This window comes from Faecalicatena orotica (assembly GCF_905197545.1).
GTDB lineage: Bacteria > Bacillota > Clostridia > Lachnospirales > Lachnospiraceae > Faecalicatena_A > Faecalicatena_A orotica.
Genome location: NZ_CAJJZH010000003.1, coordinates 344,654 through 369,351, shown reverse-complemented (window position 1 = coordinate 369,351; position 24,698 = coordinate 344,654). Strand labels below are relative to the sequence as shown.

Below are 24,698 nucleotides of genomic sequence, written 5' to 3'. Positions count from 1 at the left end.
GAAAGGAGCCGATATGGATAAGTTCATTCGTTCTGTTCGTCTGAACGAAGATGCCTGCCAGGGCTGTATCAACTGTATCAAGTACTGCCCCACCCAGGCGATCCGCGTACATAATGGAAAAGCCCACATCATTGACAAGTTCTGCATTGACTGCGGCCGCTGCATCCGCTACTGCCCGCATCATGCTAAAATACCGAATTATGATTCACTCAATGTACTGAACAATTATAAGTATACAGTCGCGCTTCCGGCGCCTTCTCTTTATGCCCAGTATAATAACCTGACGAACGTGGATATCGTACTGAATGCCCTTCTGAAGCTGGGTTTTGATGACGTATTCGAGGTCAGCGCGGCCGCAGAGCTGGTATCCGAAGCCTCAAGGGAATATATGAAGGCCCACGCAGATGAAGGACCGTTCATCAGTTCAGCCTGTCCTTCCGTCGTCAGGCTGATTCGTGTGAAGTTCCCGGCCCTTTTGTCCAAACTTCTGCCAATCAAGCCCCCCGTCGAGGTTGCCGCAGAGATAGCCCGGGCACGGGCCATAGAACGGACCGGACTTCCATCAGAGGATATCGGCATTATTTTCATATCCCCCTGCCCGTCCAAGGTTTCCTATGCAAAGGCCCCCCTCGGGATAGAAAAGAGTAACATAGATAATGTAGTAGCAATCAAGGATGTTTATCCGCTCCTGCTGCCCCACATGAGCCGGGATGAAAGCCAGTTAAAGCCTCTCTCCAGTTCGGGGAGAATCGGGCTCGGCTGGGGTAATGCAGGCGGTGAGGTCGGTGGTCTTTTGATCGACAGCTATCTGGCCGCCGACGGGATTGTCAATATACTCCGCGTCCTCGAAGAGATTGAGGATGAAAAGATCCACGGCCTGAAGTTCATAGAACTCAACGCCTGCAACGGCGGCTGTGTGGGAGGCACCCTGACTGTAGAGAATGCCTATGTTGCAACGACAAAGACGAAAAGACTGCTGCGTTACCAGCCTGTCTCCAAGAGCCATCTGAATACATACCCCGAGATTGATAATATCTATTGGGATGATGACGTGGAATACGAACCGGTATTCCGTCTGGGCAATACCTTTAAAGAAAGCCTTGAGATGATGAGTACAGTGGAGGAACTGACGAAAAAGTTCCCGGGACTTGACTGTGGCTCCTGTGGGGCCCCTACATGCCAGACCCTGGCGGAGGATATCGTGAGAGGTGTTGCAACAAGCAACGACTGTATCTATGTTCTGCGTGAACACATTTCCAGTCTTTCAAAGGAAATTGACTTTCTCTCCAAAGCTTCCAGCCAGTCCTGCGGCTTTGAAGATGAAAGCACGAAGCTCCTCCACGAATATATCCACAAACTGACGACAGAACTGGATGCATTTGGCGTACCGGAACAGAAAGCTTCGGATGAGGATCCGTCATGACCTGCCGTTAATCATATTTTTTATTCTGAAAGGAGAAATCATACATGAAACTTCAGTCAGTTTTAGATTTACCGGACTTAAGCGTACTTGTAAAAGGGAATCCTGACCGGGAAGTCAGTAAAGTATTCTGCTGCGACCTGCTGAGCATTGCAATGGGCAAGGCTCCCGCAGACGGCGTATGGGTTACTGTCATGGGGAATAAGAACACCCTCGCCGTTGCCACGCTGACCGATACTGCCTGTATCATACTGGCAGAGGGCGTTGCTCTGGATGAGGGGACTCTAGCACAGGCAGAAGCGGAAGGGATTGCCGTTATGGCAACAGACCTTCCTGTCTTCGATATGGCTCTGGAAGTCTATGAAGCGGGACTTGCATGATTCCGCTATATTATGATCTTCATCTCCATTCCTGTCTTTCCCCATGCGGAGATGACGACATGACACCTGCCAATATTGTAGGTATGGCATCCATTAAGGGGCTTGATGTCATTGCACTGACCGACCATAACAGCTGCCTCAACTGTCCCGCTGCCATGATTCACGGACAGAATTACGGTGTTACTGTAATACCGGGAATGGAACTGTGTACCGCAGAAGAGGTCCATGTGATCTGTCTGTTTTCAGAATTGGACAATGCACTTGCATTTGACTCCTATGTTTATGAACACTTGATGCCAATAAAGAACAAAGAAGAGATTTTCGGAAAACAGCAGATCATGAACGAGGACGATGAAGTGACCGGAACAGTCGGTAACCTGCTCATCAATGCCACGGATATCCCATTTGACGAAGTAGTCAGCCTGACAGCAGAGTACGGTGGAATCGCTTATCCGGCCCATATTGACAAGACGTCTACCAGTCTTCTGTCTAACTTAGGTTTTGTTCCACCTGACAGTGCATTTACCTGTGCCGAGGTTCATGATTTGAAGAATCTGCACAAGATACAGAAAGATCATCCCTATTTTTTGAACTGCAATATCATAAGCAGCTCTGACGCGCATTATCTGGAGGATATCCGGGAACCCCAGTATCAGATCTTCTCTGAGTCAAAGGGGCTGAAAGATATCTTAACCGCAATTAATAATAAACTCTAAAAAAGGGAATGCCGCTTAAGCATTCCCCTTTTCTTACTCTATTTTCCGGAATCACTCCTTAAACCGGTATCCAACTCCCACTTCTGTCACAATGAACCGTGGCTCCGCCGGGTTTTTCTCAATCTTCCTTCTCAGCGTAGCCATAAACACCCTGAGTGTCCCTGCCTCGGCGCCTTTTGCATACCCCCATATCTCTTTCAGTATATAGTTATGGGTCAGCACTTTGCCCCTGTTCGCAATCAGCAGAACCAATATCTTATATTCAATCGGTGTCAGGTGGATCTCCTCTTCATCAATCATCACACTCCGCTTTGCATAGTCCACAGTCAGGTAATCCTGCCGGAATACTTCCTCTGTATTCTCTAAGGCCATACTCTCCATTTTTCTCATAGCAACGCGTATCCGGGCCATCAGTTCTCCCATATAAAACGGCTTTGTCACGTAATCATCCGCGCCCGCATCGAGCGCCTGTATCTTTTCCTGCTCTTCCTGTCTGGCAGACACGACAATGATCGGCGTATTGGACAGTTCCCTGACATTCTTAACAACTTCTAACCCGTCCCCGTCAGGCAGGCCCAGATCAAGCAGGATCATATCCGGCTGGTTTGCATAAAACAGGCTGATCGCCTCCTTAACAGATTTTGCCACAAAATATCCGTATTCCTCATCTTTCAGAGTCATGCTCATAAAGTTTACAATATATTTATCGTCTTCAACGATCAGAATCGTTTTCTTTTCTTTCATCACTACCACCTGTTATCCATTATGTCATAAGGCCATCCTCTCCAGCCGCCGGAATGTATGGCACGGTCTGAACAGTAACATTTAATCTGCAAGCCCCGCTTTCAGCCAGAAGGTGAATCTTGCACCGCCTTCGGCACGGTTTTCCGCCCAGATCTCACCATCGTGGGCCTTCACGACTTCCCGGCAGATTGCAAGTCCCAGTCCAATCCCCCGCTTCTGGTCCGTACTCTTGTCCGACAGGGAGACAAATTCGTCAAATATCTTCTCTGTCATCCCTTCCTTTATCCCGTCGCCGTCATCCTCCACCACAAAATAAACGCGGCAGCTGCGGTAAAACACATTGAGTCCGATATATCCAGCATCCTCCGTATGCTTCATGGCATTATCCAGAAGATTCACGAGAACCTGTATAATCATTTTATTGTCCATATCGGCAACGACCACCCTGTCCGGCAGTGTGATACGGAAATTACGCCGTTTCTTCAGGCCGATTACATGCTTCTCAGCCTCATATACAATATCATCCACCACTTCCGTACGTTTTTCAATAAACTGCTGCCCGCTCTCGATCTTTGTCATGCTCAGAATATTTTCCATCATCTTCATCAGCCACATCGCCTGTTCCATAACATCCCTGACCAGCCCGTCCTTTGCATCCTGATCCATAGAGTGATTCTCCAGAATCAGGCTGCAGTCACCCATGATTCCTGTAAGCGGTGTCCTGAAGTCGTGAGAAATGCTCCTGAGCATGCCGCTTTTCATGTGCTCCCGTTCCACTTCCACCTTGGTCTGTTCCTGTTCTGCATAGATCAGTTCCCTGTCCAGCGCGATACCAATCTGATTGGCCGCCGTCTTCACAAGCATTTCTGCCTCCGCCGCCAGTCCCTGATTGTGGTTAAATACTTTTAATGTTCCCAGCTGCCTTACCATACCTATAATCGGAAACATCAGGTAATCCTTAGAGATATACTCTTTGGCCGCCCCGGCCCCGATTGTCTCCCCTTCCAGTTCAACAATGCAATCGTATCCGGTATGCTCATAGATATACCGGATCCCCAGCTGTATAATATTCTCCTTGCCTGTCACATTGATAAACTTTTCTGACATTTCATAAAGCCTGAGTGCCGTCTCCTCACTGTTCTGTGCGATCAGCAGCTGCTTCTGAAACCGTACGGTCAGGCTGGAAGAGATACAGGCCGCCAATAGGAAAAAGCCCATCAGTGCCACATCATTCGGGTTCATGATGGCAAATGTATGCACTGGAACGGTAAAAAAGTAATTAAACATCATGACACTGACGATGGCCCCTATGATCCCATATTCATATCCCCGTGTGAAAACACTGATCAGGAGCACACCGACCATGAATACCATCAGACAGTTTTCTTTCGCAACTCCTGCCCTGTTCAGGATCAGGCAGAACATGCTGGCAGAAAGCACAATGAGTATTGTCCTCAAAGCATAATTTACTCTTCTGTTCTTTGCAATGCTCTTTATAACCCCTGCTGCACTCTTCATATGCTGTGTGCTCTCCTTTCCACCTGCCTGTATTTATTTTTTATCATAACACCTTAATGGATGTTTGCCAATATCCGGTCAATGTCCTTTTTCAGTCCAACGACCATCAGATGGTCTTCTGCAGTAAGAAGCCTGTCTGCCTGCGGCAAGAGCTGCAGATGCCCGTTTGTCTTAATTCCAAGAATACTTACATGGTATTTAGACCGTATTGCAAGCTGGCGGATACTCTTTCCGATCCATTCCTTCATCGGTGGTATTTCAAAAATGGAATACCCCTCGGTCAGTTCAATATAGTCAAACACATGGTTTGCGCTATGCCTGACAGCCAGACGTTCCGCGATATCCCGGTCCGGGTAGATGACTTCATCTGCACCGTTTCTTAAAAGGAATTTTGCGTGGATGTCTCTGTTTGCCTTGCTCACAACATAGTTCGCCCCCATTTCCTTAATGAGGCTTGTAATCTCCAGACTGCTCTGGAAATTGGAGCCGATGCATACAAAGCAAATATCAAAGTTCCCTATACCGAGACTTTTCAGCACATCTTCATTTGTACAGTCTCCCACCTTCGCCATCGTGGCATACGGAAGCAGGTCCTGCATACACTCCTCGTCCTTGTCAACAATCATAACCTCATTTCCCAGCTGTGACATATTAATACATAGATGGTGTCCCAGTCTGCCAAGGCCTATAATTAATACTGATTTCATATTCTAACTCCTCCAATCAACCTATCATAATCTGTTCCACAGGCAATTTCACCGGCGGTTCTACCTTATGCCCGCGCAGGGAGAGGGCGAATGTCATACTGCCGATTCTTCCGCAATACATAAGGAATATCAGTACAATCTTCGAAATAGTTTCCATATCTCTTGTAATCCCTGTTGACATCCCCACCGTCCCGATTGCGGAAATCACTTCAAACGCTGCATCAGTAACTGCAACCGGCTGCACCGTAACGATTACGAGCACTGCCAGGATTACGGAAAATAAATTAATACATAAAACTGCACTGGCCTTTCTGATAGACCCCTCATCCAGCCTTCTCCCGAAAATCTTACAATGCATCTCTTTCCTCAGATTAGCGTGGACATAAATCAGAAGTACCACGAATGTTGTTGTCTTAATCCCTCCCGCCGTAGATCCCGGGCTCCCTCCTATAAACATGAGAATGGAGGTCAGAATCTTGCTGCTGTCAGTCAGCGCTGCCGTATCCACGGTATTAAATCCGGCGGTCCTTGCAGTCACGGAGCCAAACAGAGAACATAGTATTTTATCATCAAAGGGCATTCCTGCAATCGTGTTATTCCGTTCAAAGAAAAAGAGAAGTGCTGCCCCTCCAAAAATAAGTATAAACGTAGATATTAATACAATTTTCGTATGAAGGCTGTATCTCCTAAAGGACACTTTATATATGGAAATATCATTCCACACAAAGAAACCTATCCCCCCTATCACAATCAGGCCCATAATGACGAGATTCACGACCCAGTCATTATAATATGGTGTAAAAGAGGAATAAGCCCCGTGTCCGCCCATCAGGTCAAAACCGGCATTGCAAAAGGCCGAGATTGCATGAAAAATGCCAAAATATACTGCTTTTCCCAGACTCATTGTCTCACAGAAACGAATCGCAAGTATCAGCGCCCCGAGACCTTCGAAGAAAACTGTACCAATAATGATTTTCTTAGCCAGTCTGACGATGCCGCCGACCTGCATAATATTCACACTCTCCTGAAGCGTCCCTCTGGTCCACAGGCCTATCTTTCTCCTGAGTAAGATGGCAAAGCAGACGCCTATCGTCATGAATCCAAGTCCCCCAAGCTGGATGATCACCAGTATCACGCTTTGTCCAAATAGGGACCAGTACTGGAATGTGTCCGCAATCACAAGGCCTGTTACACATGCTGCAGAAGTTGAAGTGAACAGTGCATCCACAGCCGGAGTCGCCACACCGTCCCTTGTGGAGACCGGGAGCATCAAAAGCCCTGCTCCAATGAATATAATAAGACAGTACCCCAATACAATCATCTGTGTCTGCGTTAAGCGTTTTGTAAAAAGTTTCATGCCGCACCGACCTCGTTTTCCATAATCAGCAATTCCAGCCGCTGCAGCAGTTCTTCTTTTTCTGTAAATATCTGGACGTGTGACTGACGGTACAGCCTCATATTCATTTTCTCATTGCACAGGCTGAAAATCTGCGCCCCCGGATACATTTTCCGGAATAAATTGCAGGCTGAAAGGTTATCAATATCGGAGTCTGATACCGCTGCCAGATACTCTACATGCTGCCATGCCCTGTCAATATAGACAGATTCCAGAAATACCGGCTCAATACCGGCCTTCTCAAACCAGGATGCAACCTGCTCCATTTCCTTGCTTTTTCCAAAGATCACTGCGTATTGTTTCTTCTTTGCCTTCTTCTGAAGCTCTTTCTCATCATCGATAAAGCGGTCAATCCCTTTCATCAGATAAAGGCCATACAGAGCTCCGGCTGTTACTATAATCCCTAAAATTAAATTCGTTAACATATTCATCACCTTCTTTTCTTATTATTATCATAATCTTTTTTGCATTAAGGCGGTGATAAAATTAGGCAGTGAAACATTAAGATTGTGTTTAGACCAGAATTTTCCATAAAACTGCTGCATTTGCCTCTATTCGCAAATTGTCTTCAGGTCATCAGTTCCCAGTCTGCGGAATACCTCCAGTATCTTAACTTTTTTGTTTTCTTTCAGTGTACGATATGCGATTTGAAATGCCCCGTCAGATAAAGACCGGATGTGCATCTCTCCCTTCTTTATGTACACTATAATAAATTCCTGTTCTAATTCATAATTAATATCCATACTTTCGCTCCTTTCATAGAATAAAAAAAGCAACTGGATAATTTTTCCAATTGCTAGGGTCAATAATTTTCTGTTGTTGACTGACGTTTTTTCGGGGTGTTTTTCATATAATCCCTCCTTTTCCGGTATTGTTTTTACTGCTGGATTTCCTGAGGATATTAATATTATTTTATCATATCGGGGATTAGAAATACAACTAAATAACAGGCATTGCCAGATGTCTTCTTCCCAAAAATATCATCGGCAATGCCTGTTATTATGCTTACGCTCAAAGATACACTGTATACTTTGCGCCAGATAAATTATTTAACAAACAGCGGAACGATCTCACCTGCTTTTACATCAATTAATCCTCTGTCTGTCAGTTTCAGCGCCGGGCTCACCGGTAGTCCCAGTGTTCCAAATGACATGATCGGATTCAGGTGTTTATACCCGAGACTGTTCATTTTACCCCGGATTTTCTTTACGGCCCTTCCAATGTTTTCCACAGAACCTTCATTTAGAATCCCACAGACCGGAAGTGCCAGTTCTGCCAGAATTTCTCCTTCATTAACAACAAGGAAACCTCCCTGAAGCTTTTCAAGCCTTTGAACTGCCAGTAACATATCCTCTGGTTTATGCCCTGCAACGAGAAGATTATGATGATCATGGCAGTAAGTTGTTGCAACTGTCCCTGCCCTGCAGCAGTCTCCGGTCAGGAAACCATAACCGATATTTCCATTCTTCCCATAGCGTTCAATGACCATTGCCAGCATACAGCCGCTCTCCTGCCAGTGAAGATATCCGTCTTTGACAGGCATTTCAATCTGTACTTCCTTTGTCTGTGTGCATGATTCCTGAACACAGATGGCACGCACAAGCGCTTTCTTACCATTTGCCGGAATTTGAAAATTATTTTTCGTAATCTCTGGCAGGCAGACACTGTGATAAAAGTCCTCAGGAAATTCATAAGAACTTTTCGGTTCCTCCGCAGAATTCCTGTGATAGATCTCTACTCCACATTTATAGACAAGAGATGGCTCCATCACCTCCAGATTTTCAAGCAGCTGGAAATCTGCAAGTTTTCCGGGTGCAATACTCCCCCTGTCATAAAACTGCATTCTTCTGGCAGGGGTAAATGTAGCGCAATAAATGGCCTGTTCCACGGGAAATCCCAAGCGAACGGCCTGTTCTGCGACCTTATTCAGATGCCCTTTTTCATAGAGTGCATCGGCCATCGTGTCATCGGTCACAAAACTCACATGCTCATAGAGATTATTAGAAACAATGTAATCCAGAATTTCAGGCTTGAGCATTTTCTCCTGAATCTCGAAGAACATTCCATTTTCAATCCGCTGTCTGACTTCTTCCAGAGTGTGTTCTGTGTGGTCTCCGTCAATTCCCAGATATAAAAATTTCGCAAGTTCAAGACCGGTCAGCGAAGGACAGTGCCCTTCGACCACATATCCCGGCTTTTCTTCCCTGAGGTATTCAAGAAATTTCGTAATCTCAAGTTGGTTGCCCTCTTCTATTATTTTGCGGTAATTCATGATCTCACCGACACAGACTACGTCCTTTTCTTTCAACAGACATTTCATTGCCTCGCAGTCTATGACGCCGCCTGTCGTCTCAAGTCTGGAGCTTGTAGACGGTACACTGCTTGGAATACCATAATAGATATCAATCGGCGCCTCCTCTGCGGCACAGATCATCTCATGTACCCCGCGGATTCCACGTACATTTGCCATCTCATGGGGTTCCGACACGATTGTTGTCACGCCGCAGGAAGCCATATATCTTCCAAACGGCCCCGGAGTCATCATTGAGCTCTCGATATGCATATGAATGTCAATCATCCCAGGAATCATATATTTACCATCCGCGTCAATTTCCTTTACGGCATCAAACTCTGTAGACTTTTCACGGTCGATATAGAAAAATTTCCCGTCCTTTACAGAGACATCCGCCTCAAAAAATTCTTTCCTGTATGAATTGTATACCTTTGCATTTCGAATCCAAAGATCTGCTTTTTCCATCATGGGCCTCCATTAAACAATCGTAAAAAAGTAAAGTGCACAGACGGCAACAAGAATATACATCACCGGTGAAATCTCTTTGATTTTGCCTGCTGCGATTTTCATAATCAGGTATGCAGGAAGCGCCACACAGATTCCGTTTGCGATGTTGTTTGCAAAAATCGTAAATGTTACACAGATAAATGCCGGAATATATTCTGTGATATCATTGTAGTTTACATTTTTCATACCGCTTAACATATTGATTCCGATAAAAATCAATACCGGTGCCGTCGCTGCGGAAGGGATCACCAGTGCAAGCGGTGCGAAAAATAATGCAAGCAGGAAGCATATACTCGTAAATACCGCAGTAAGGCCTGTCTTTCCGCCAGCCTCTACTCCTGCGGAAGACTCAAGGTAGGTCGTCATGCTTGGCATCCCGAACAGCGCACCAAAGCTTGTAGAAACTGCATCTATTTTAAAACATTTGTCAATTCCGGGAAGATTTCCGTTTTCATCCAGATATCCCGCTTTGGCACCGACTCCCAGCACAGTACCAAAGGTTGAGAAGAAATCAGGCACAAACAGTGCGATCAAAAATGGAATGTATGCAAAATTTAATGCTCCAATGAAATCTACCTTTAAAAACTGCGGTACGATATTAGCCGGCATGGAGAAAATCTGCTCCGGCATTTTTGTCACACCAAATGGAATTCCAGCCAGTGTTGTCAAAAGAATGGTAAGAATCATTCCGCCCGGAACATTCATAACCTTCATGATAAGTAATATCACGAAACCAATCACGGTCACTATAACTGCAGGTGATTTCAGATCACCAAATCCAAGTGTATTCTTTGCCTCATTTGCTATAATAAGCCCACTGCTCTTTGCCCCCAGAAGTGCAATAAATAAACCGATTCCGGCACTGACTGCATGCTTCAGACTGACTGGAATTACTTTTACAACCGCTTCCCGAAGTCCGAGAAAAGAAATCAGTATAAATAATACACCGCTCCAGAAGATAACTCCTGATGCGATCTCAGCCGGGATTCCTTCATTACTGATCATCGAAGCTACGATTCCGACGCTTCCAAGCCCCGGTGCCAGAACGAATGGGCGGTTTGTATATAACGCCATCGCACAGCTTGTCAGAACAATCAGCAGAACCATGACAGTCAGCATAACATGTTTATCTGCCCCGGCACCTCCAAGGATGTTCGGCACCGTCGCCAGAACATATGCCATCGTGACAAATGTAGTAATACCTGCCAGAAGTTCTGTCTTTACATTTGTATGGAACTTAGAAAACTCAAATTGTTTTTCCACCCACTGTTTCATAAGTACTCTCCTTCATATCTTGTATTTTCTTAACATATATTGTATGCTGAAAATAAACCAGTTGTCCAATTCATATTTTCCATAAAAACTATTCCCATATGGCATAGTAAGTTTGAAAGGAGCATGCTCATGAATTTTCAGGATCTTCAATACCTCCTCTGTATCGCCAAGCACCAGAATCTGACGAAGGCCGCGCAGGAACTATATATCTCGCAGCCGACCTTAAGTAAATCTCTCCGGAAACAGGAGCAGGAACTGGGAGGGAAGCTTTTTTCCCGGAGTAATAACTGTTATATTCCCACCTATCTTGGGCGCTGCTGCCTTGACTATGCCAAGAGGGCTGTAGCGCTTAAGCAGGACTGGGAAAAAGAACTGCTGGACCTCCATTCCTGCAGTGAAGGTGAACTGAATATTGCCTTCCCGCTGATGCGCAGCTCCTGCATGATTCCCAGAATACTCCCGGTTTTCCACAAAGAATATCCCGGTATACATGTGAATCTGTTTGAAGAAACCCATTCCATTCAGGAGCGCCTTCTGACAGACGACCGGCTGGACTTTGCTGTCTTTACAGAATCAAGCCCTCACCCAAAGCTTTCCTATGAACTCCTTCTAAAAGAAGAGGTACTGCTCTGCCTTCCTCCCGGCCACCCCTTTGCCTCAATGGGGCACCTGCATCCCGGAAGAAAATATCCTTCCTTTGACCTGTCACTGATGGCAGAAGAACCATTCATACTGCACTATCCGGAACAGAATACCGGACAGATTGCCCGGAACTTATTCAAAGAATATCAGATTGACCCGCCCGTTTCCCTGCTCACGCGAAGCACACAGACCTGTGCCCTGCTCTCTCAGGAAGGTCTTGGCTCCTGTTTTCTTCCGGAAACTTATGTAAAAAATATGATCTTCCGGCAGCCGCCTGTCTGTTTTTCTGTCGGTGAAAACGGAATATTTACTACACTCATGATTGCTTACCGGAAAAATGCATATCTTGCTTCTTATGCAAAAGACTTTATCAGAATCGCGCAGGAAACAGTACACATGTAGTTGGGGACGTAATCTTCTTCAATTATACTACGTCCCAAATTAAGTTTTGCCCTGTACCTTTTTGCAAATTTCCCTGTGTGCGGTTGGGGACGTAATCTTTTTGAAATATACTACGTCCCCAATTGATTAAAACTGAATTGTCAAATAAGGTGCTTTGTACTTTGCTCCCTTGATTTCGTTGTCCTGTAGTGTTACCGGCAGTGGGAATCGCCTTACTTCATTTTTGACAGCGAGCACAAGCTCTCTTCCGGACTGTTTTAATTCGAGTTCACCTTTGTCGGCAAATGGCAGCAGTATAGTAAGCTTTTTTTCTCCTTCAAGGAGACTGACTTTATATATCTCTTCCTTGAATAAAATCCTAAAAGGATCTTGATCGAGAAATAGCATTTCACCGGTTCTTTGGAGGTCTTCCAGGGAGCATATTTCACCTTTTTGTAGTTCGAGATAAAATTTAGGAACCTCGGAAAAACATTCTTTAATTTCCTGTAATCCTTCTTCCTGCATGTTAACCCATTTCTGAAAATATCCTTCCATCGCCTCTTTTGAATAAATCCTGTTAATAATGACTGCATCTACATTATAGTTAAATAAATGAAGACATGTAAAATTTCGCTTCGTCTCCTGTATTACGATTTTCTCAGGTGTTGTGACAATACGCATGCTTACAATATCATGGTTCAGCATCAGTTTTTGTAATCTCTCCATTTTATCCATCAAATATTCAATATCGTCGAATACAGACTCCTCGGGCATCGGTATTTTCATAATTTTTTCTACCGCCGGTCCCGCTACTTTTAAACTTTTCCTTTTCATTGGAAGTATCTTTTCCAGCATATCAGAAAATTTTTCCGGATATTTTAATAAGGAAAGTGTCTCTCCGGTCGGTGCACAGTCTACAATAATGACATCATAAACTCCACTTTCAGCCATTTCCATAATTTTGAACATGGAAAATAATTCTTCAAGCCCCGGAAATACAAGCAGTTCTTCCACTTCGATTCCGCCCCTGCCTTTTATTGTCAGCATCTCGCGCATATAACTTTTAAGATTTCCCCAGCTTTTTTCACCTTCATAGATTGTATCAACCTCAAGCCCATATAGATTTTCCTGAATTTTTACAGGGTCCTTACCTAATCTGACATTCATTGAATCGCTGAGACTGTGCGCCTGATCGGTACTCATTACCAGTACCTTTTTCCCCTCCCGGGCAATCTTACAGGCAGTTGCCGCTGCTACTGTCGTTTTACCAACTCCGCCTTTCCCCGTATACAATATGATCCTCATTTTATTTCCTCCTGCTTTTCGTCAATTTACTCTATGATGACCTTTTGAACTTTCTTATCATGATCTGTATCCCCAAAGTGCTCACCCGGCTTTTCTTTTCCACCGGATTTTATAATGCCGCAAATGCACTCCGCTACCATTTCCTTTACCTCATTTTCAATCACATCAAAATGCGCGGATACTTTTGGCCCTATCAAAGACTGAACAGCCAGACGCTCATAATGATAAGCCTCATGGACCCTTTTCATCATTTCTTTGTTCATTTCATTCTCCCCTTTCTGATAAAATCATTATTTGAGTTCAAACTGCATGTTTAAATATTCTTTTTCCAGTTTTGCAGAAGTAATTTCGTAAGTCCTTATCGAATCCGGTAACGGGATATTACGTTTAAAATTACCCAGCTTTATTACAACGTCCGATTCCGACTGATACACATCCAGTTCATCCTTCTCCACATACGGAATAGGAACCCGGAGAAGATACCCCTGTTCATTTTCGCGGAATTCTTCTCTGGGACCATCCATCCTTGAAGCAAATACATCTTCCGTAAGCACATCCCGGCAAATTCGCCCTACTGCGTCCAGCCCCTTAAGTTCTTCATCGTACCACCGTATATACCAGATTGGCAGTCCTGTAAAACATTCTTCAAGCTGGATTACATATCTCCCCTGGATTTCCAGCCATTTATCAAAAAACTTATTATCAATGTCTTTGGGAAGAATTCTGTTAATATAAATTCCATCCACATTAAAATTATAGAGATTCATATACATATAATTACGCTTCGTCTCTTCTACCGCCATCTTCTCAGGTACGGCCACCAGCCGTATACTCGTGATCTCCCTGTCCTTCAATAGTTCCTGCAATTCTACAAGCTTCAGATACATCCGCTCAATATCGTTAATCGCTTCCCTGTTTGGCAGCTCAACTTTTAATAGTTTCTTAGACACTGGCGCCAGAACCCTGATTGCCACCTTGCCGACCGGAAGAAATTTCTCCACATACCATGATAAAAGCTCCGGAAATTTCAATAAAGAAAGTGTCTCCCCGGTCGGTGCACAGTCTACAATAATCCGCCCATAGATTCCTTCCTTGTAAACCTCTGCGATTTTCAAAAGCGAAACCAGCTCTTCCATGCCCGGAATCATTCCAAAATCATCCATTCCCACATCACTGTCCATAGAAATCATCTTCCTCAGACTCTCTGACATCTCGTGAAAATCATGTTCCAGCACGTATTCGGGATCAATCTCATATACATCCAGATTCGGGATAATCTCAACCGGCTCCCTGCCAAGTTCCTTCTCGAACAGATCCCCCAGATTGTGTGCCATATCGGTGCTTACGAGTAACGTTTTTACACCCTCATTTGCGCTTTTCACAGCATGTGCTGCCGCGGTACTTGTTTTACCAACTCCACCCTTACCCGTAAAAATATAAATCCTGCTCATTCTCAACCCTCCATTTTATTCATTCAATGAATATTTCGACATTCGAAGTATTTGTTTTAAATTTTGCCACTGCCATTCGGCAGCAGCAAGTCATTCAATTATTATTTTTCTCACCTTGGGCTTTTCCTGCTTCTTACTATGTTCCTCTTTTAGAATTTCCATAAAACGGTTCAACATACGAAAGAATATATTCAATTCCTCCTCAGTGAACCCTTCCATCACTTTCTGACCATAGTACACAAACTCCTTTAACAGAAGCTGAATCTGCTGTGTCCCACACTCTCCAAGCCGAATCGTAACAATTCTCTTGTCCTCCTCGCTCCTCTGCCTGACCACCAGCTTCCTCTTCTCCATCCTGCTGACAATCCCCGTCGCCGTGTTAAGCGGTACATTGATATACTCCGCAATCCGCGTCATATTCACTTCCTTCTCTACGTACAAAAGCCACAAGACAAATATTTCATTCTTAGAGCAGTCCATCAACAGATTCTGCCAGATCTCCGGGGCCAGAAACTCCTTCACCTGATCCACATACCGGAAAATACAATCCTCAAATCTCTCATCATCATAATTCATACCATTCACCATTTATTTCATCCTTCGAAGTAATTTAATTCTACACCCGAAGTATTAATTAGTCAAGCGAATTGGGGACGTAATCTTTTTTAATTATACTACGTCCCTAATTGAGTTTTACCCTGTACCTTTTTGCAAACTGCCCTGTACCTTTTTGAACATGTTCTTCATAATCATCAAATTTCATGCTCATTTTCTGACTTTATTGCCAATCCCTTTTCCAGTAACGTTTACAATATGTCACACCTTCATAAATAGGCTTTATTATATGAAAAAAAATCAGACATACGTCTGATTTTTAATCATCTTTTAATAACTTATACTTAACAAATTAAAAAGCAGATAACGGGAATCGAACCCGCCTCTCCAGCTTGGGAAGCTGGCATTCTACCAATGAACTATATCTGCATGTGATTTATTATAAAACTTCTTTCTAATAAAATCAAGAGTTTTTTAGAAAATATATCATTATGCTAGATTAATGTTATTGTTCAAGTCTTGCCGTGCCCCCGTTGAACGACATCGAAACCATTAAAGTGATGATTTCATGGAATCTTGTCTACGCTTTACTACGGTCCATGCTGAACATGCGCCATTGGTGCATCCCCCCTCTCCGAAGGCAACATTTAACGGGCTGATGTCTTACTGTGCACATCCATAAGGTGTAAACAATTATAATTAAATATTGGGAGATTGATATACCATGTCAAAATAGTCATTTACATAAGTTATGTTTTCCCTGTACAATATCATGTAATCTGCTGTCTGTAAGAAATTTCTTTTTTCGCGGGTCGCCCTCTGCCCGATATATCATTAGACGTTTTAAGTCAAAAACTGAACTCCAGACCGTTTCAAAATCTGGTTCATCATCATATTGACACATGAAACCATATTTCCCTTTCAAAAGCTGTTCTGTTGCCTCAATGAGATTTCCTTTTATGTGGGTAGAGAAACTATTTATGACGGTATGATACCGTTTATTAGAATGATAGTCGTTTCCGTTTGCTGCGTCATACGATTTTAATTCATCGGAAATAAAGCTATTAACAGTACATACTATTTTGCCATTCTCCAAATTTTCAGCTTTCCTTATTTTCTTTGCCGAAGGGGTGCATTCAACAACCATCATTTTCCCACTCTTATCGGCAATGAGAATATTGCAGTTAGAAGCTATTGGCAATTCCATAAGCAAAGAAAGCGCATTTTCTGTATTACCCGCTTTTTCCAGCAGATACCTGACAATGAAGCAGGAAGTAAATCCCGCCTGTATCTTCTTCAGACAGGTCATAACAAAAGTCATTGCTATAACTAAACCATGCTCATTTATTCCCTCTTCTCCGTTAATGAAAGAAGAGGTCGTTATGTTAAATCTGTTTCCGTTTGAAGGGGAATATATTTCACTTTTACTTCCCTTTTTCAAGTATGGCGGCAAATCGTTGTTTCGTCCATAGATAATATTCCCATCCTTAGAGTAGGCGAAAGCGGTACACCCTCTGATTTCAATTGGGATATTATCTTCCAGATTATACATACAACAGCCCATACATAGCAGCCATGAAGCTAAGATATAATAGTCAATACCTATGGTATCACTGATACCACGGATTTCTTCACAGACCTCTGGGAAAATTTTTCTCAATATCTGTTCGCTCTTTTTTCCATATACAAGCTGAAACTCATCAAGGTGAAGCGGAAATCTCACATTGCTTTTTTGAAATATTTTTCCCCGCTTAACACCCATTTGATAATGGTCACCTTTTAATCTTAAATGATACATATTTCGTCCTCCTTGTCCCTTCTTACAGCAATCCATACTTCAGAATGTCCGTTCTCAGGCGCTTTTTCACAAACAGGATATACTTCTATATCTGGCAGTCCGGCGTAATCAAATCCCGAAAATGGCAGCCATTCCGTATAAAATCTGCTAAAAATACTCTGTACATTTTCTTTGAAGCAACCGTTGTTTTCAAAGACAGCCCATGTGGCTGCCGGAATTTCAAACTCAAACATATTAGGCGGTGCGGGTTTGTCTGTAACAACAGCGATATAGTAAAATATCCTTTTTGGATTTTCATATACACTTACACCTAATATCCTTTCGGAAAATTGATTGGATAAGTTGCATATCTCTGAAAACAGATTTCCACACAAAACAGACTTCCAAAATTCTGGTATAGTCTTATAATTATCTTCCATATCTGTAGATAATGGAATACGAACCCCTACCATGCGCATGGAATTCTTCTCTGTTAGATGATACGCCATAGCATTTTCTCCCGTAACCTGAACAGAAAAACGAATTGCCGGATATGCGTTCAGTGTACTTCCCATATTTCGGGCAGCAGTCGGAGTAATGTTGTGAACAGTTTGAAAGGCCCGATTAAATGAAGTCGGGGATGTGTATCCATATTTCAAAGCAATATCAATCACTTTTTTATCCGTTCTCTGTAATTCAAACCCTGCCTGCGTCATTCTCCTGCGCCGGATATATTCTGATAAGGAAATCCCAGACACATATGAGAATAAACGTTGAAAGTAAAAAGTGGAACAACAGGCAATCCGCGCAGCTTCATCATATGAAATTTGGCCATCCAGATTATTTTCTATATAGTCTATGGCGCCACTTAACTTTTTCAGCCATTCCATTTGTAACCCTCCTTTAAACAATCATACATTTATCGCACCCATTTTTTCCTCTCTTTTAATGCACTCTTTTGTAAACTTACTAATAGTGTAAGGGAATAAAAAATTAGTTGCAAATAAAAAACCGGCGAAAGTAACTAGCAGCTCAGATTTATTAATCTGAAATACAAATGTAAAAAGAGTGTAACGCCCCTGTTAACTTAACAGACTTTACACTCTTTGTTTATAGTATATGTAGTTGTTAGCTATAATACTTGCTATAAATGCTCCATTCTCTCCAAACAATTTGATAAATCTTGTTTGGTAACCATGTTGGATCTAATATGATCTAACTTAGTATCCAGCAATTTACTGATTGCTAATAAATCATCATTTATTAATGACATATGCATCACTCCCTAATCTCCACAGCTCTTACAATTATCATCCCCTATGAAACCTTCTCCTTCACTTTGGCAAGTTCTCTCTCAAATATTGCTAATTTTGCCCGGATGTCTTCCGCATCTCTGGTCCTCATATCGATGTATACTTTTCTAACCTCTTCCTTTAACTCCGCGTAATGGGCATTGGATTTCTCCTGTACTCTGTCAACTTCTACCAGCACATTATTCTCTAACTCATGCAGACGCTCATCCAGATAATCTTTTGTTACCATCTTCGACCGGATATCTATAACATCCGCTTTCAGACCTGTAACGTCAGTTTTTAGGCCTGAGATATCTGTTTTCATATTTCCTACATCAGTTTTTAGACCTGAGATATCTGTTTTCATGTTTCCCACATCGGTTTTTAGACCTGAGATATCCGTTTTCATATTCCCTACATCGGTTTTTAGACCTGAGATATCTGTTTTCATATCCACGATGTCGTCCCTTATTGGCTGAAGCAGCTGCCCTATCGCCTTCAGATCTTCGTTTGTTAATGGCATATATATTCACCTCGCTTTTATATGATATAGAAATCATATCATATAAATAAATATGGCGTCTATATACTGAAAACATAATATCGGTTACATCATGTCTCCCCGTCCCATCACATCTTCCAGTTTCCGGCGTACCTGCCTTACTTTCCCCGGGTCCTGTCCCCCCGAATTAATTCCGATTACGACTTCATCCCTGACGATGACGGACGGAAAATAGAAATCGCACTTCGAGCGGTCATCTGCTATACTTATAAGGATCTTCCGGCCTGTTGCATACTCTCTTTTTTTGCAGTCTTCTGCCACCTGGTTGTTGACCTTACTGCTGTCCGCAGCTGAAAGGACCATGTCCGCCTCTGCAATATCGGCCTCCTGATAGGTACGGCAGATATGCCTGATCTTCCCCGCAGCCTCCAGCTTTTTCAGCTGATCCGTTATTTCTGGTGAGATCACGGTAATATCCGATGCAAACTGCAGAAGTGTTTTGATTCTCCTGGTCGCGATTGTTCCGCCGCCTACTACAATAATCTTCATTTGTGATATATCTACAAACATGGGAAAATATGCCTTTGCCATATGATATCCTCTCCTATTTTTTGCACTTTGCAGTTTAAAAATATGCGTTATTCCCTGCATCAGTCCATCATATACAGCAGTGCATTACAGATGCATGCCGCAATATTACTTCCGCCTTTTCTTCCACGCGCTGTGATTGACGGTATGTCTTTCAGCGCCATAATGAGTTCCTTGGATTGTACCACGTTTACAAAGCCTACGGGAACCGCAATGATCAGTTCCGGTTTTAATCTGCCTTCCTGTATCAGTTCATACAGCCTGACCAGTGCTGTAGGTGCATTTCCTATGGCAAAGATCAGTTTCTTGTTCAGTCCTGCCGCCTTGTCCATACTTGCAGTGGCCCGGGTAGTGCCCTGTTCTTTTGCAATCTTTGCAACGTCCTCATCGGACATGAAGCAAAAGACCTCGCCGCCATATTTTGCAAGTTTTTTCTTGTTAATCCCGGCTTTTCCCATTTGTGTATCTGTAACAATGCAGGCCCCGTTTCTTAAAGCATCAATTGCATGCTCCACGACGCCTTCCGTGAATACAAGATTCTGCGCGTAATCAAAGTCTGCGCTCGTATGAATGCACCGTTTTACAATCGGCTCCGTCCCGGGTACAAGCAGTGTATCCCCCAGTTCCTCCGTAATGATTTCAAAACTTCTTGCCTCTATTTCAGCAGGCAGTACTTTTTCCAGTTCTATCTGATGCATGATTACAATTCCCCTTTCAATCTAGTACTTTCAATCTCGTACTTTCAATCTAGCACTTTCAATCTAGTACTTTCAATGTCGTACCTATCCCGCACACTACTCTGTCAACTCTTTCTGCAAGTGCCGCAAGCTCTGTACAGATTCGCCCGGCCTGCTCGCGGTACTCTCGTTCGAATGCATCCACAGGTACCAGTCCATACCCGATTTCTGTGCTGACAACAACAAGGTCCGGATTTTTGCCGGCAACGGAAGATGCCAGATTCTTCAAGTCTTTCCCTGCTGCCATCATACGCCGGATGTAGCTTTCAAAATGCCAGATGCCCTGGCAGGTATAAATATCCTCGAAAGGGCATGAGGCCCCGTCAATCCATGAATGGTCCGCTGCCAAAAACTCTTTCTTCGCATATGCCAGTTTACCCTGATATGCTCCACCGATCACCAGTTTCATGTGCGGTTCTCCTTCCCGTTTCCCGTCCGTTTTTGTTTTACATAGCTGAAGCACACCTTTTAGTTTCACCGGAATACCATACACCACTTCTGCCACACCGTCTGCCATGCGGGCAAGTTCTGTATTGATCTCTCCCATGAATCGTTTGTACATCTGCATCTCTTCTGAGTCTGAAGAACATTCCGAGCACACTTCATTCGTCACAACCACAAGATGGCGGCATTTCCGGTTTAATGCCCTCACACCCCGGATAACAGCCCTGACAGTATTCTTTTTGGCCCCATCCGGCTGGTACATCTCGTTTGCAGCCAGATTGGAGATGCACTCCAAAAGAACACAGCGGGAGGAAGCTTCTTCCCACTCTGTACACACTCCCATACCATGCTCCGCCTTTTCTTCAAGTCCGGTATAACATTCTACAGTTTCAAAGCCTTTATCCTGACGCATCACACGGTGGCGGAGGATTTTTCTTTTCGTCTCTTCCCCGTATGGGAGCATCGTCGCCACATAAAACAGGCTCTCCCCGGATTCACGGGCAAGACTGCACACAATATCCTCAGCAAATGCAGACTTACCACTCCCGCTGCCCCCTGTCACTAGGTAAAACATATCTTACGCCTCCTGTTTTATTCTTCCAGTTCCGCGTACCGGTACTCTAGGGCACCCGTAGCCGGAATCTGCGTGATTCCCTTGATCTCAGGACGGATCAGGTTACAGCTTTTCATCGAATAAAGCGGGATAATATAAAACTCTTCTCCTACTGCCAGTTGTTCTGCCTGATGCATTAATTCTGCCCGCTTTACAGGATCTTTTTCTGTGTCAGACTGTTCTACGAGTGCATCATATTTCTCATCGCGGATACCGCTGCAATTATAAGTCCCATTGCTGAGCAGCATGGATAAATACGTATACGGGTCCGCAAAGTCAGCGGTCCAGTTCATGCGGCACAGATCGAAGTTTCCGGCTTTTCTCTCGGTATAATTGACCTGAAGCTCCTGGGCATTTAGTTCGATATCTATATTCAGGTTCTTCTTTAACTGTTCCTGAAGTACTTGCGCAGTATCGGAATCCATCTCAAGGGAAGGATAATTATAAGTCAATTTTGGAAATCCCTTTCCGTCCGGGTATCCGGCCTCGGCAAGCAGTTTCTTTGCCTCTTCCAGATTCTCCTCAAACGGCGGTTCGGCCCCGTCCACAAAATATCCGCCGGACTGCTTGTCCTTCATGTATTTTGCAATGAAGTTTACAGTAGGCTCTGTATCCGCTCCTACCATACTGCACAATTCTTCCCTGTTGATTCCAAGGTTGATGGCCTTTCTTACCCTCACATCATCCAGCGGTTTTACATTCAGGTTCGGATAAATATATCTTGTTGCGATTGTATCTGTTATCACAAGGTCATCTTTTCCTTCATACAGTTCCATCACAGAAGACAGAAGGGCCGGTGCGACGTCGACCTCGCCTGTTTCATAGGCACTGGCCATCGACTGCTGGTCATCAAAGAAGCGATAAGTGATTTTATCGAGTTTTACCTTATCTGCATTCCAGTACTTCTCATTTTTCTTCAAAACGAAATACTGTTCCGGAACATACTCATCCAGATAAAACGGTCCGTTTGCAACGCTTGTCTTTGGATCTTTGTCCCATCCACTGCCTACTTCATCCGCATACTTGACACACGACGGAGTATAGACCGGAAGTCTTAACAGATCCAGAAAGTATACACACGGCTTTTCCAGTGTAAATTCCAGTGTATTGTCATCTACTGCCTTCACTCCCAGACTGTCCGCGTCAGCCTCCCCGTTATAGATTGCCTCTGCATTCTTGATCGGATACAAATAATTTGCATAACCATTGCCGCTCTTCGGATCCAGTGAACGCACCATCGTATTGATAAAATCGTCTGCTGTCACTGGTGTCCCGTCGGACCACTCGGCATCTTTCCTAAGATGGAAGGTCCACACCGTAGAATCGTCATTCACCTCATAGGATTCGGCCGCCCGGTACTCAATCTCACCGGCCTCATTATAAGTCAGGAGTTCATCCAGCGCAGAGACAGAATAAGCCAGATAAGTCAGTGCGATCATTCCTGCAGGGTCCAGTCCCCCGGTTTCACTGTTCGTCGCCACAACAATCTCTTTCTCGTTTTCCTTTTTATCCGCAGTCCCATCCCCGCCATTTTTATCTTGTTTTCCACATCCTGACAGGACAAAAGTCCCGCACAGGGCAACTGACAGAATCATGCAAATTATCTTTTTCATTTTCGTCTCCTTAAATTTGTGATGTCATCTTCAAGCCGCTTCTTCTTTTTCCCGCATGTTCCTCCGAATATAGAAAACATGCAATCTCTCTTTCTCCATACTGATATTTCTGTGGCTTACCCGCAAAACATAAATCACTGGCATATCCACACCTTGGGGCAAAGGGGCATCCCCTCCCCAAAGGGATTTCCATCTTTTTTTCTTCGGTGTGCAGGATTCCCTTCTTTCTCCTTGCCTTAAAGGGATCAGGCACGAGGACCGCCGACAGCAGCGCCTTTGTATACGGATGCCAGGGGTCCTCGTAAATATCCTTCGTATTCCCCGCTTCGACAAGACTCCCTGCATACATGACCCCCATTCTCCGGCTGATCCGCTTAACCACATTCAAATCATGGGAAATGAAGAAATAGGAGAGCTTCTTTTTCTCCTGAATCTCTTCCAGAAGACAGAGAATCTGCTCCTGAATCGACACATCCAGGGCAGATACCGGTTCATCGCAGACCAGAAGCTCCGGTTCCAGAATCAGTGCCCTTGCGATCCCGATTCGCTGGCGCTGGCCGCCCGAAAATGCCCTTGGGAACTTCTTCGCATCTTCTTCTTTTAATCCTACCAGATGCAGCATTTCCTTTACCTTTCGGACGCGCTCCCCACGGGAATCCGATGTGTTTAACAAAAGGGGCTCCTCCAGAATATCCTGCACACACATGCGTGGATTCAAAGAGGCATAAGGGTCCTGGAAAATCATTTGTACCGGATATTTCAGTTTTGTCTTATCACCCATGTAAGATATTTTTCCTGCCGTCGGCTCCAGCATCTGCGTGACCATTCCCGCCAGCGTAGATTTTCCGCAGCCGCTTTCTCCCACCAGTCCATACGTTTCCCCTCTGCCAATCTGTAGAGATACATCATGGACCGCTTCTGTCTTTTCGGATTTGTGCAGTCTGCCTGCATCAAAGTAGTCCTTACTCACATGTTCTACTTTCAGAAGAATGGATGCAGCATGCTGCTCCTTCGGAAGTTTCAAAAGGCCTGTTGCCTGGGAGAGAAGTTTTTGTGTATACGGATGCTTCGGCTCGTAAAAAATGTCTTCCACAGTCCCCTCTTCTACCAGCCTCCCCTCCTGCATCACGAGTACACGCCTGCAAAGCGATGCGACCGCGCCTAAATCATGGCTGACAAAGAGGAGGGCCGTCCCTGTTTCCACAGATATTTTCTTTAAAAGCTCCAGAATCTGTCCCTGCACCGTCACATCCAGCGCCGTCGTAGGCTCGTCAGCAATGAGCAGTTTGGGTTCACACGCAAGTGCAATGGCAATCACCACCCTCTGCCGCATCCCGCCGGAAAGTTCAAAGGGATACTGCCCCATGCGCCGGGTGCTGTTCCTGATTCCCACCATGTCCAACAGTTCCACGGCTCTCTCTTTCGCCTCGGCATGGCTGACTTTCCTATGTGCACGGATAGTCTCCGTGATCTGCCTTCCTATTTTCACCGTCGGATTCAGATAGGTCAGCGGGTCCTGAAAGACCATCGCAATCTGGTTTCCGCGGACAGTCTCCATTTTTCTCTCGTATTCTTTTCTCTGCCTCCCACAGCCTTTCGGACCGGGAGGTGTGATATCGTCGCCTTCCAGCGTCATACTGCCGCATGTAATTTCCGCCTTCTTAGGAAGAAGACCGAGTATAGCATGCATACCCGTACTTTTTCCGGAGCCGGACTCTCCGACTACCCCTACGATTTCTCCGGGGCCCACTTCAAAAGACACGTGGCTTACTGCCTCCTGTCCTTCATACCTGTCATGAAATTGTACGCTCAAATCCTGTACACTCAACAGCTTCATTTCTA

At 44.4% G+C, this 24,698-nt stretch carries 24 protein-coding genes and 1 tRNA gene; 4 read left to right on the top strand and 21 right to left on the bottom strand.

Annotation, left to right across the window (positions count from 1 at the left end):
• The first annotated feature begins 13 nt into the window (after positions 1-13).
• From ABIN22_RS08475 to ABIN22_RS08465, 3 genes are read left to right on the top strand one after another with little or no spacing between them, the layout of a single operon-like run.
• A complete protein-coding gene (locus tag ABIN22_RS08475; RefSeq protein WP_109733793.1) occupies positions 14-1,423 on the top strand; it encodes a [Fe-Fe] hydrogenase large subunit C-terminal domain-containing protein in 1,410 nt (469 codons plus the stop codon).
• Between the two features lie 44 nt (positions 1,424-1,467).
• Positions 1,468-1,800, top strand: coding sequence for a hypothetical protein (locus ABIN22_RS08470; protein WP_346907933.1), 333 nt, complete (start codon positions 1,468-1,470; stop codon positions 1,798-1,800).
• Positions 1,797-2,516: a PHP domain-containing protein gene (locus ABIN22_RS08465; RefSeq protein ID WP_109733791.1), complete on the top strand. Its 720-nt coding sequence runs from the start codon at positions 1,797-1,799 to the stop codon at positions 2,514-2,516. The genes ABIN22_RS08470 and ABIN22_RS08465 overlap by 4 nt, the downstream gene beginning before the upstream one ends.
• Before the next feature lie 51 nt (positions 2,517-2,567).
• On the opposite strand, the gene ABIN22_RS08460 is transcribed toward ABIN22_RS08465, so the two are convergent.
• The 8 genes from ABIN22_RS08460 to ABIN22_RS08425 form a co-directional block, all read right to left on the bottom strand.
• On the bottom strand, positions 2,568-3,260 hold the full coding sequence (locus tag ABIN22_RS08460; protein ID WP_109733790.1) for a response regulator: 693 nt from the start codon (positions 3,258-3,260) through the stop codon (positions 2,568-2,570).
• Positions 3,261-3,341: 81 nt separating this feature from the next.
• A complete protein-coding gene (locus ABIN22_RS08455) occupies positions 3,342-4,778 on the bottom strand; it encodes a sensor histidine kinase (RefSeq protein ID WP_346907930.1) in 1,437 nt (478 codons plus the stop codon).
• 53 nt (positions 4,779-4,831) lie between these two features.
• Positions 4,832-5,485, bottom strand: coding sequence for a potassium channel family protein (locus ABIN22_RS08450; RefSeq protein WP_109733788.1), 654 nt, complete (start codon positions 5,483-5,485; stop codon positions 4,832-4,834).
• 16 nt (positions 5,486-5,501) lie between these two features.
• Entirely contained in the window at positions 5,502-6,842 is a 1,341-nt protein-coding gene (locus tag ABIN22_RS08445; RefSeq protein ID WP_118622792.1) for a TrkH family potassium uptake protein, read from the bottom strand.
• Complete coding sequence (locus ABIN22_RS08440) at positions 6,839-7,306, bottom strand: hypothetical protein (protein ID WP_109733786.1); 468 nt, start codon at positions 7,304-7,306, stop codon at positions 6,839-6,841. The genes ABIN22_RS08445 and ABIN22_RS08440 overlap by 4 nt, the downstream gene beginning before the upstream one ends.
• Positions 7,307-7,432: 126 nt before the next feature.
• The gene (locus tag ABIN22_RS08435) at positions 7,433-7,624 is read right to left on the bottom strand and encodes a hypothetical protein (RefSeq protein WP_109733785.1); all 192 of its coding nucleotides are present in this window, start codon (positions 7,622-7,624) and stop codon (positions 7,433-7,435) included.
• A 302-nt stretch (positions 7,625-7,926) separates the two neighbouring features.
• A complete protein-coding gene (locus tag ABIN22_RS08430; RefSeq protein WP_346908172.1) occupies positions 7,927-9,639 on the bottom strand; it encodes an adenine deaminase C-terminal domain-containing protein in 1,713 nt (570 codons plus the stop codon).
• A gap of 12 nt (positions 9,640-9,651) precedes the next feature.
• The gene (locus tag ABIN22_RS08425) at positions 9,652-10,956 is read right to left on the bottom strand and encodes an NCS2 family permease (RefSeq protein WP_346907927.1); all 1,305 of its coding nucleotides are present in this window, start codon (positions 10,954-10,956) and stop codon (positions 9,652-9,654) included.
• Between the two features lie 129 nt (positions 10,957-11,085).
• Between ABIN22_RS08425 and ABIN22_RS08420 the strand changes: the two genes are divergently transcribed.
• On the top strand, positions 11,086-12,000 hold the full coding sequence (locus ABIN22_RS08420) for a LysR family transcriptional regulator (RefSeq protein WP_346907925.1): 915 nt from the start codon (positions 11,086-11,088) through the stop codon (positions 11,998-12,000).
• A 126-nt stretch (positions 12,001-12,126) separates the two neighbouring features.
• Here ABIN22_RS08420 and ABIN22_RS08415 read toward each other — a convergent pair whose 3' ends face one another.
• The 13 genes from ABIN22_RS08415 to ABIN22_RS08355 form a co-directional block, all read right to left on the bottom strand.
• Complete coding sequence (locus ABIN22_RS08415; RefSeq protein WP_346907923.1) at positions 12,127-13,284, bottom strand: ArsA family ATPase; 1,158 nt, start codon at positions 13,282-13,284, stop codon at positions 12,127-12,129.
• A 26-nt stretch (positions 13,285-13,310) separates the two neighbouring features.
• Complete coding sequence (locus ABIN22_RS08410; RefSeq protein WP_109732175.1) at positions 13,311-13,547, bottom strand: hypothetical protein; 237 nt, start codon at positions 13,545-13,547, stop codon at positions 13,311-13,313.
• Between the two features lie 27 nt (positions 13,548-13,574).
• Positions 13,575-14,735 carry an ArsA family ATPase gene (locus ABIN22_RS08405; protein WP_346907921.1) on the bottom strand — a complete coding sequence of 387 codons (1,161 nt, stop codon included), beginning with the start codon at positions 14,733-14,735 and terminating at the stop codon, positions 13,575-13,577.
• Between the two features lie 90 nt (positions 14,736-14,825).
• Positions 14,826-15,323 (bottom strand): MarR family winged helix-turn-helix transcriptional regulator, encoded by a 498-nt coding sequence (locus ABIN22_RS08400; RefSeq protein ID WP_346907919.1) that lies wholly within the window; start codon positions 15,321-15,323, stop codon positions 14,826-14,828.
• A gap of 325 nt (positions 15,324-15,648) precedes the next feature.
• Positions 15,649-15,719 (bottom strand) — tRNA-Gly (locus ABIN22_RS08395).
• A gap of 307 nt (positions 15,720-16,026) precedes the next feature.
• On the bottom strand, positions 16,027-17,088 hold the full coding sequence (locus ABIN22_RS08390) for a C45 family autoproteolytic acyltransferase/hydrolase (RefSeq protein ID WP_346907917.1): 1,062 nt from the start codon (positions 17,086-17,088) through the stop codon (positions 16,027-16,029).
• Positions 17,076-17,957 carry an AraC family transcriptional regulator gene (locus tag ABIN22_RS08385; protein ID WP_346907915.1) on the bottom strand — a complete coding sequence of 294 codons (882 nt, stop codon included), beginning with the start codon at positions 17,955-17,957 and terminating at the stop codon, positions 17,076-17,078. The genes ABIN22_RS08390 and ABIN22_RS08385 overlap by 13 nt, the downstream gene beginning before the upstream one ends.
• A gap of 427 nt (positions 17,958-18,384) precedes the next feature.
• A complete protein-coding gene (locus ABIN22_RS08380) occupies positions 18,385-18,882 on the bottom strand; it encodes a hypothetical protein (protein WP_346907913.1) in 498 nt (165 codons plus the stop codon).
• Positions 18,883-18,966: 84 nt separating this feature from the next.
• The gene (locus tag ABIN22_RS08375; protein WP_118620773.1) at positions 18,967-19,452 is read right to left on the bottom strand and encodes a precorrin-2 dehydrogenase/sirohydrochlorin ferrochelatase family protein; all 486 of its coding nucleotides are present in this window, start codon (positions 19,450-19,452) and stop codon (positions 18,967-18,969) included.
• Between the two features lie 59 nt (positions 19,453-19,511).
• Entirely contained in the window at positions 19,512-20,147 is a 636-nt protein-coding gene (locus ABIN22_RS08370; RefSeq protein WP_118620774.1) for a precorrin-8X methylmutase, read from the bottom strand.
• Positions 20,148-20,205: 58 nt separating this feature from the next.
• Positions 20,206-21,204 (bottom strand): bifunctional adenosylcobinamide kinase/adenosylcobinamide-phosphate guanylyltransferase, encoded by a 999-nt coding sequence (locus ABIN22_RS08365; RefSeq protein ID WP_346907910.1) that lies wholly within the window; start codon positions 21,202-21,204, stop codon positions 20,206-20,208.
• 17 nt (positions 21,205-21,221) lie between these two features.
• Positions 21,222-22,856 carry a peptide ABC transporter substrate-binding protein gene (locus ABIN22_RS08360; protein ID WP_346907908.1) on the bottom strand — a complete coding sequence of 545 codons (1,635 nt, stop codon included), beginning with the start codon at positions 22,854-22,856 and terminating at the stop codon, positions 21,222-21,224.
• Positions 22,857-22,866: 10 nt separating this feature from the next.
• Positions 22,867-24,693 (bottom strand): ABC transporter ATP-binding protein, encoded by a 1,827-nt coding sequence (locus tag ABIN22_RS08355; protein ID WP_346907906.1) that lies wholly within the window; start codon positions 24,691-24,693, stop codon positions 22,867-22,869.
• Positions 24,694-24,698 lie beyond the last annotated feature (5 nt).

Coding starts and splice junctions, on each gene's coding strand:
- ABIN22_RS08450 (WP_109733788.1), bottom strand. CDS start 5,485: ATGAAATCAGTATTAATTATAGGCCTTGGCAGACTGGGACACCATCTA.
- ABIN22_RS08430 (WP_346908172.1), bottom strand. CDS start 9,639: ATGGAAAAAGCAGATCTTTGGATTCGAAATGCAAAGGTATACAATTCA.
- ABIN22_RS08405 (WP_346907921.1), bottom strand. CDS start 14,735: ATGAGCAGGATTTATATTTTTACGGGTAAGGGTGGAGTTGGTAAAACA.
- ABIN22_RS08420 (WP_346907925.1), top strand. CDS start 11,086: ATGAATTTTCAGGATCTTCAATACCTCCTCTGTATCGCCAAGCACCAG.
- ABIN22_RS08460 (WP_109733790.1), bottom strand. CDS start 3,260: ATGAAAGAAAAGAAAACGATTCTGATCGTTGAAGACGATAAATATATT.
- ABIN22_RS08400 (WP_346907919.1), bottom strand. CDS start 15,323: ATGGTGAATGGTATGAATTATGATGATGAGAGATTTGAGGATTGTATT.
- ABIN22_RS08375 (WP_118620773.1), bottom strand. CDS start 19,452: ATGGCAAAGGCATATTTTCCCATGTTTGTAGATATATCACAAATGAAG.
- ABIN22_RS08380 (WP_346907913.1), bottom strand. CDS start 18,882: ATGCCATTAACAAACGAAGATCTGAAGGCGATAGGGCAGCTGCTTCAG.
- ABIN22_RS08445 (WP_118622792.1), bottom strand. CDS start 6,842: ATGAAACTTTTTACAAAACGCTTAACGCAGACACAGATGATTGTATTG.
- ABIN22_RS08415 (WP_346907923.1), bottom strand. CDS start 13,284: ATGAGGATCATATTGTATACGGGGAAAGGCGGAGTTGGTAAAACGACA.
- ABIN22_RS08410 (WP_109732175.1), bottom strand. CDS start 13,547: ATGAACAAAGAAATGATGAAAAGGGTCCATGAGGCTTATCATTATGAG.
- ABIN22_RS08425 (WP_346907927.1), bottom strand. CDS start 10,956: ATGAAACAGTGGGTGGAAAAACAATTTGAGTTTTCTAAGTTCCATACA.
- ABIN22_RS08390 (WP_346907917.1), bottom strand. CDS start 17,088: ATGTATCATTTAAGATTAAAAGGTGACCATTATCAAATGGGTGTTAAG.
- ABIN22_RS08355 (WP_346907906.1), bottom strand. CDS start 24,693: ATGAAGCTGTTGAGTGTACAGGATTTGAGCGTACAATTTCATGACAGG.
- ABIN22_RS08440 (WP_109733786.1), bottom strand. CDS start 7,306: ATGTTAACGAATTTAATTTTAGGGATTATAGTAACAGCCGGAGCTCTG.
- ABIN22_RS08455 (WP_346907930.1), bottom strand. CDS start 4,778: ATGAAGAGTGCAGCAGGGGTTATAAAGAGCATTGCAAAGAACAGAAGA.
- ABIN22_RS08385 (WP_346907915.1), bottom strand. CDS start 17,957: ATGGAATGGCTGAAAAAGTTAAGTGGCGCCATAGACTATATAGAAAAT.
- ABIN22_RS08365 (WP_346907910.1), bottom strand. CDS start 21,204: ATGTTTTACCTAGTGACAGGGGGCAGCGGGAGTGGTAAGTCTGCATTT.
- ABIN22_RS08465 (WP_109733791.1), top strand. CDS start 1,797: ATGATTCCGCTATATTATGATCTTCATCTCCATTCCTGTCTTTCCCCA.
- ABIN22_RS08370 (WP_118620774.1), bottom strand. CDS start 20,147: ATGCATCAGATAGAACTGGAAAAAGTACTGCCTGCTGAAATAGAGGCA.
- ABIN22_RS08360 (WP_346907908.1), bottom strand. CDS start 22,856: ATGAAAAAGATAATTTGCATGATTCTGTCAGTTGCCCTGTGCGGGACT.
- ABIN22_RS08435 (WP_109733785.1), bottom strand. CDS start 7,624: ATGGATATTAATTATGAATTAGAACAGGAATTTATTATAGTGTACATA.
- ABIN22_RS08475 (WP_109733793.1), top strand. CDS start 14: ATGGATAAGTTCATTCGTTCTGTTCGTCTGAACGAAGATGCCTGCCAG.
- ABIN22_RS08470 (WP_346907933.1), top strand. CDS start 1,468: ATGAAACTTCAGTCAGTTTTAGATTTACCGGACTTAAGCGTACTTGTA.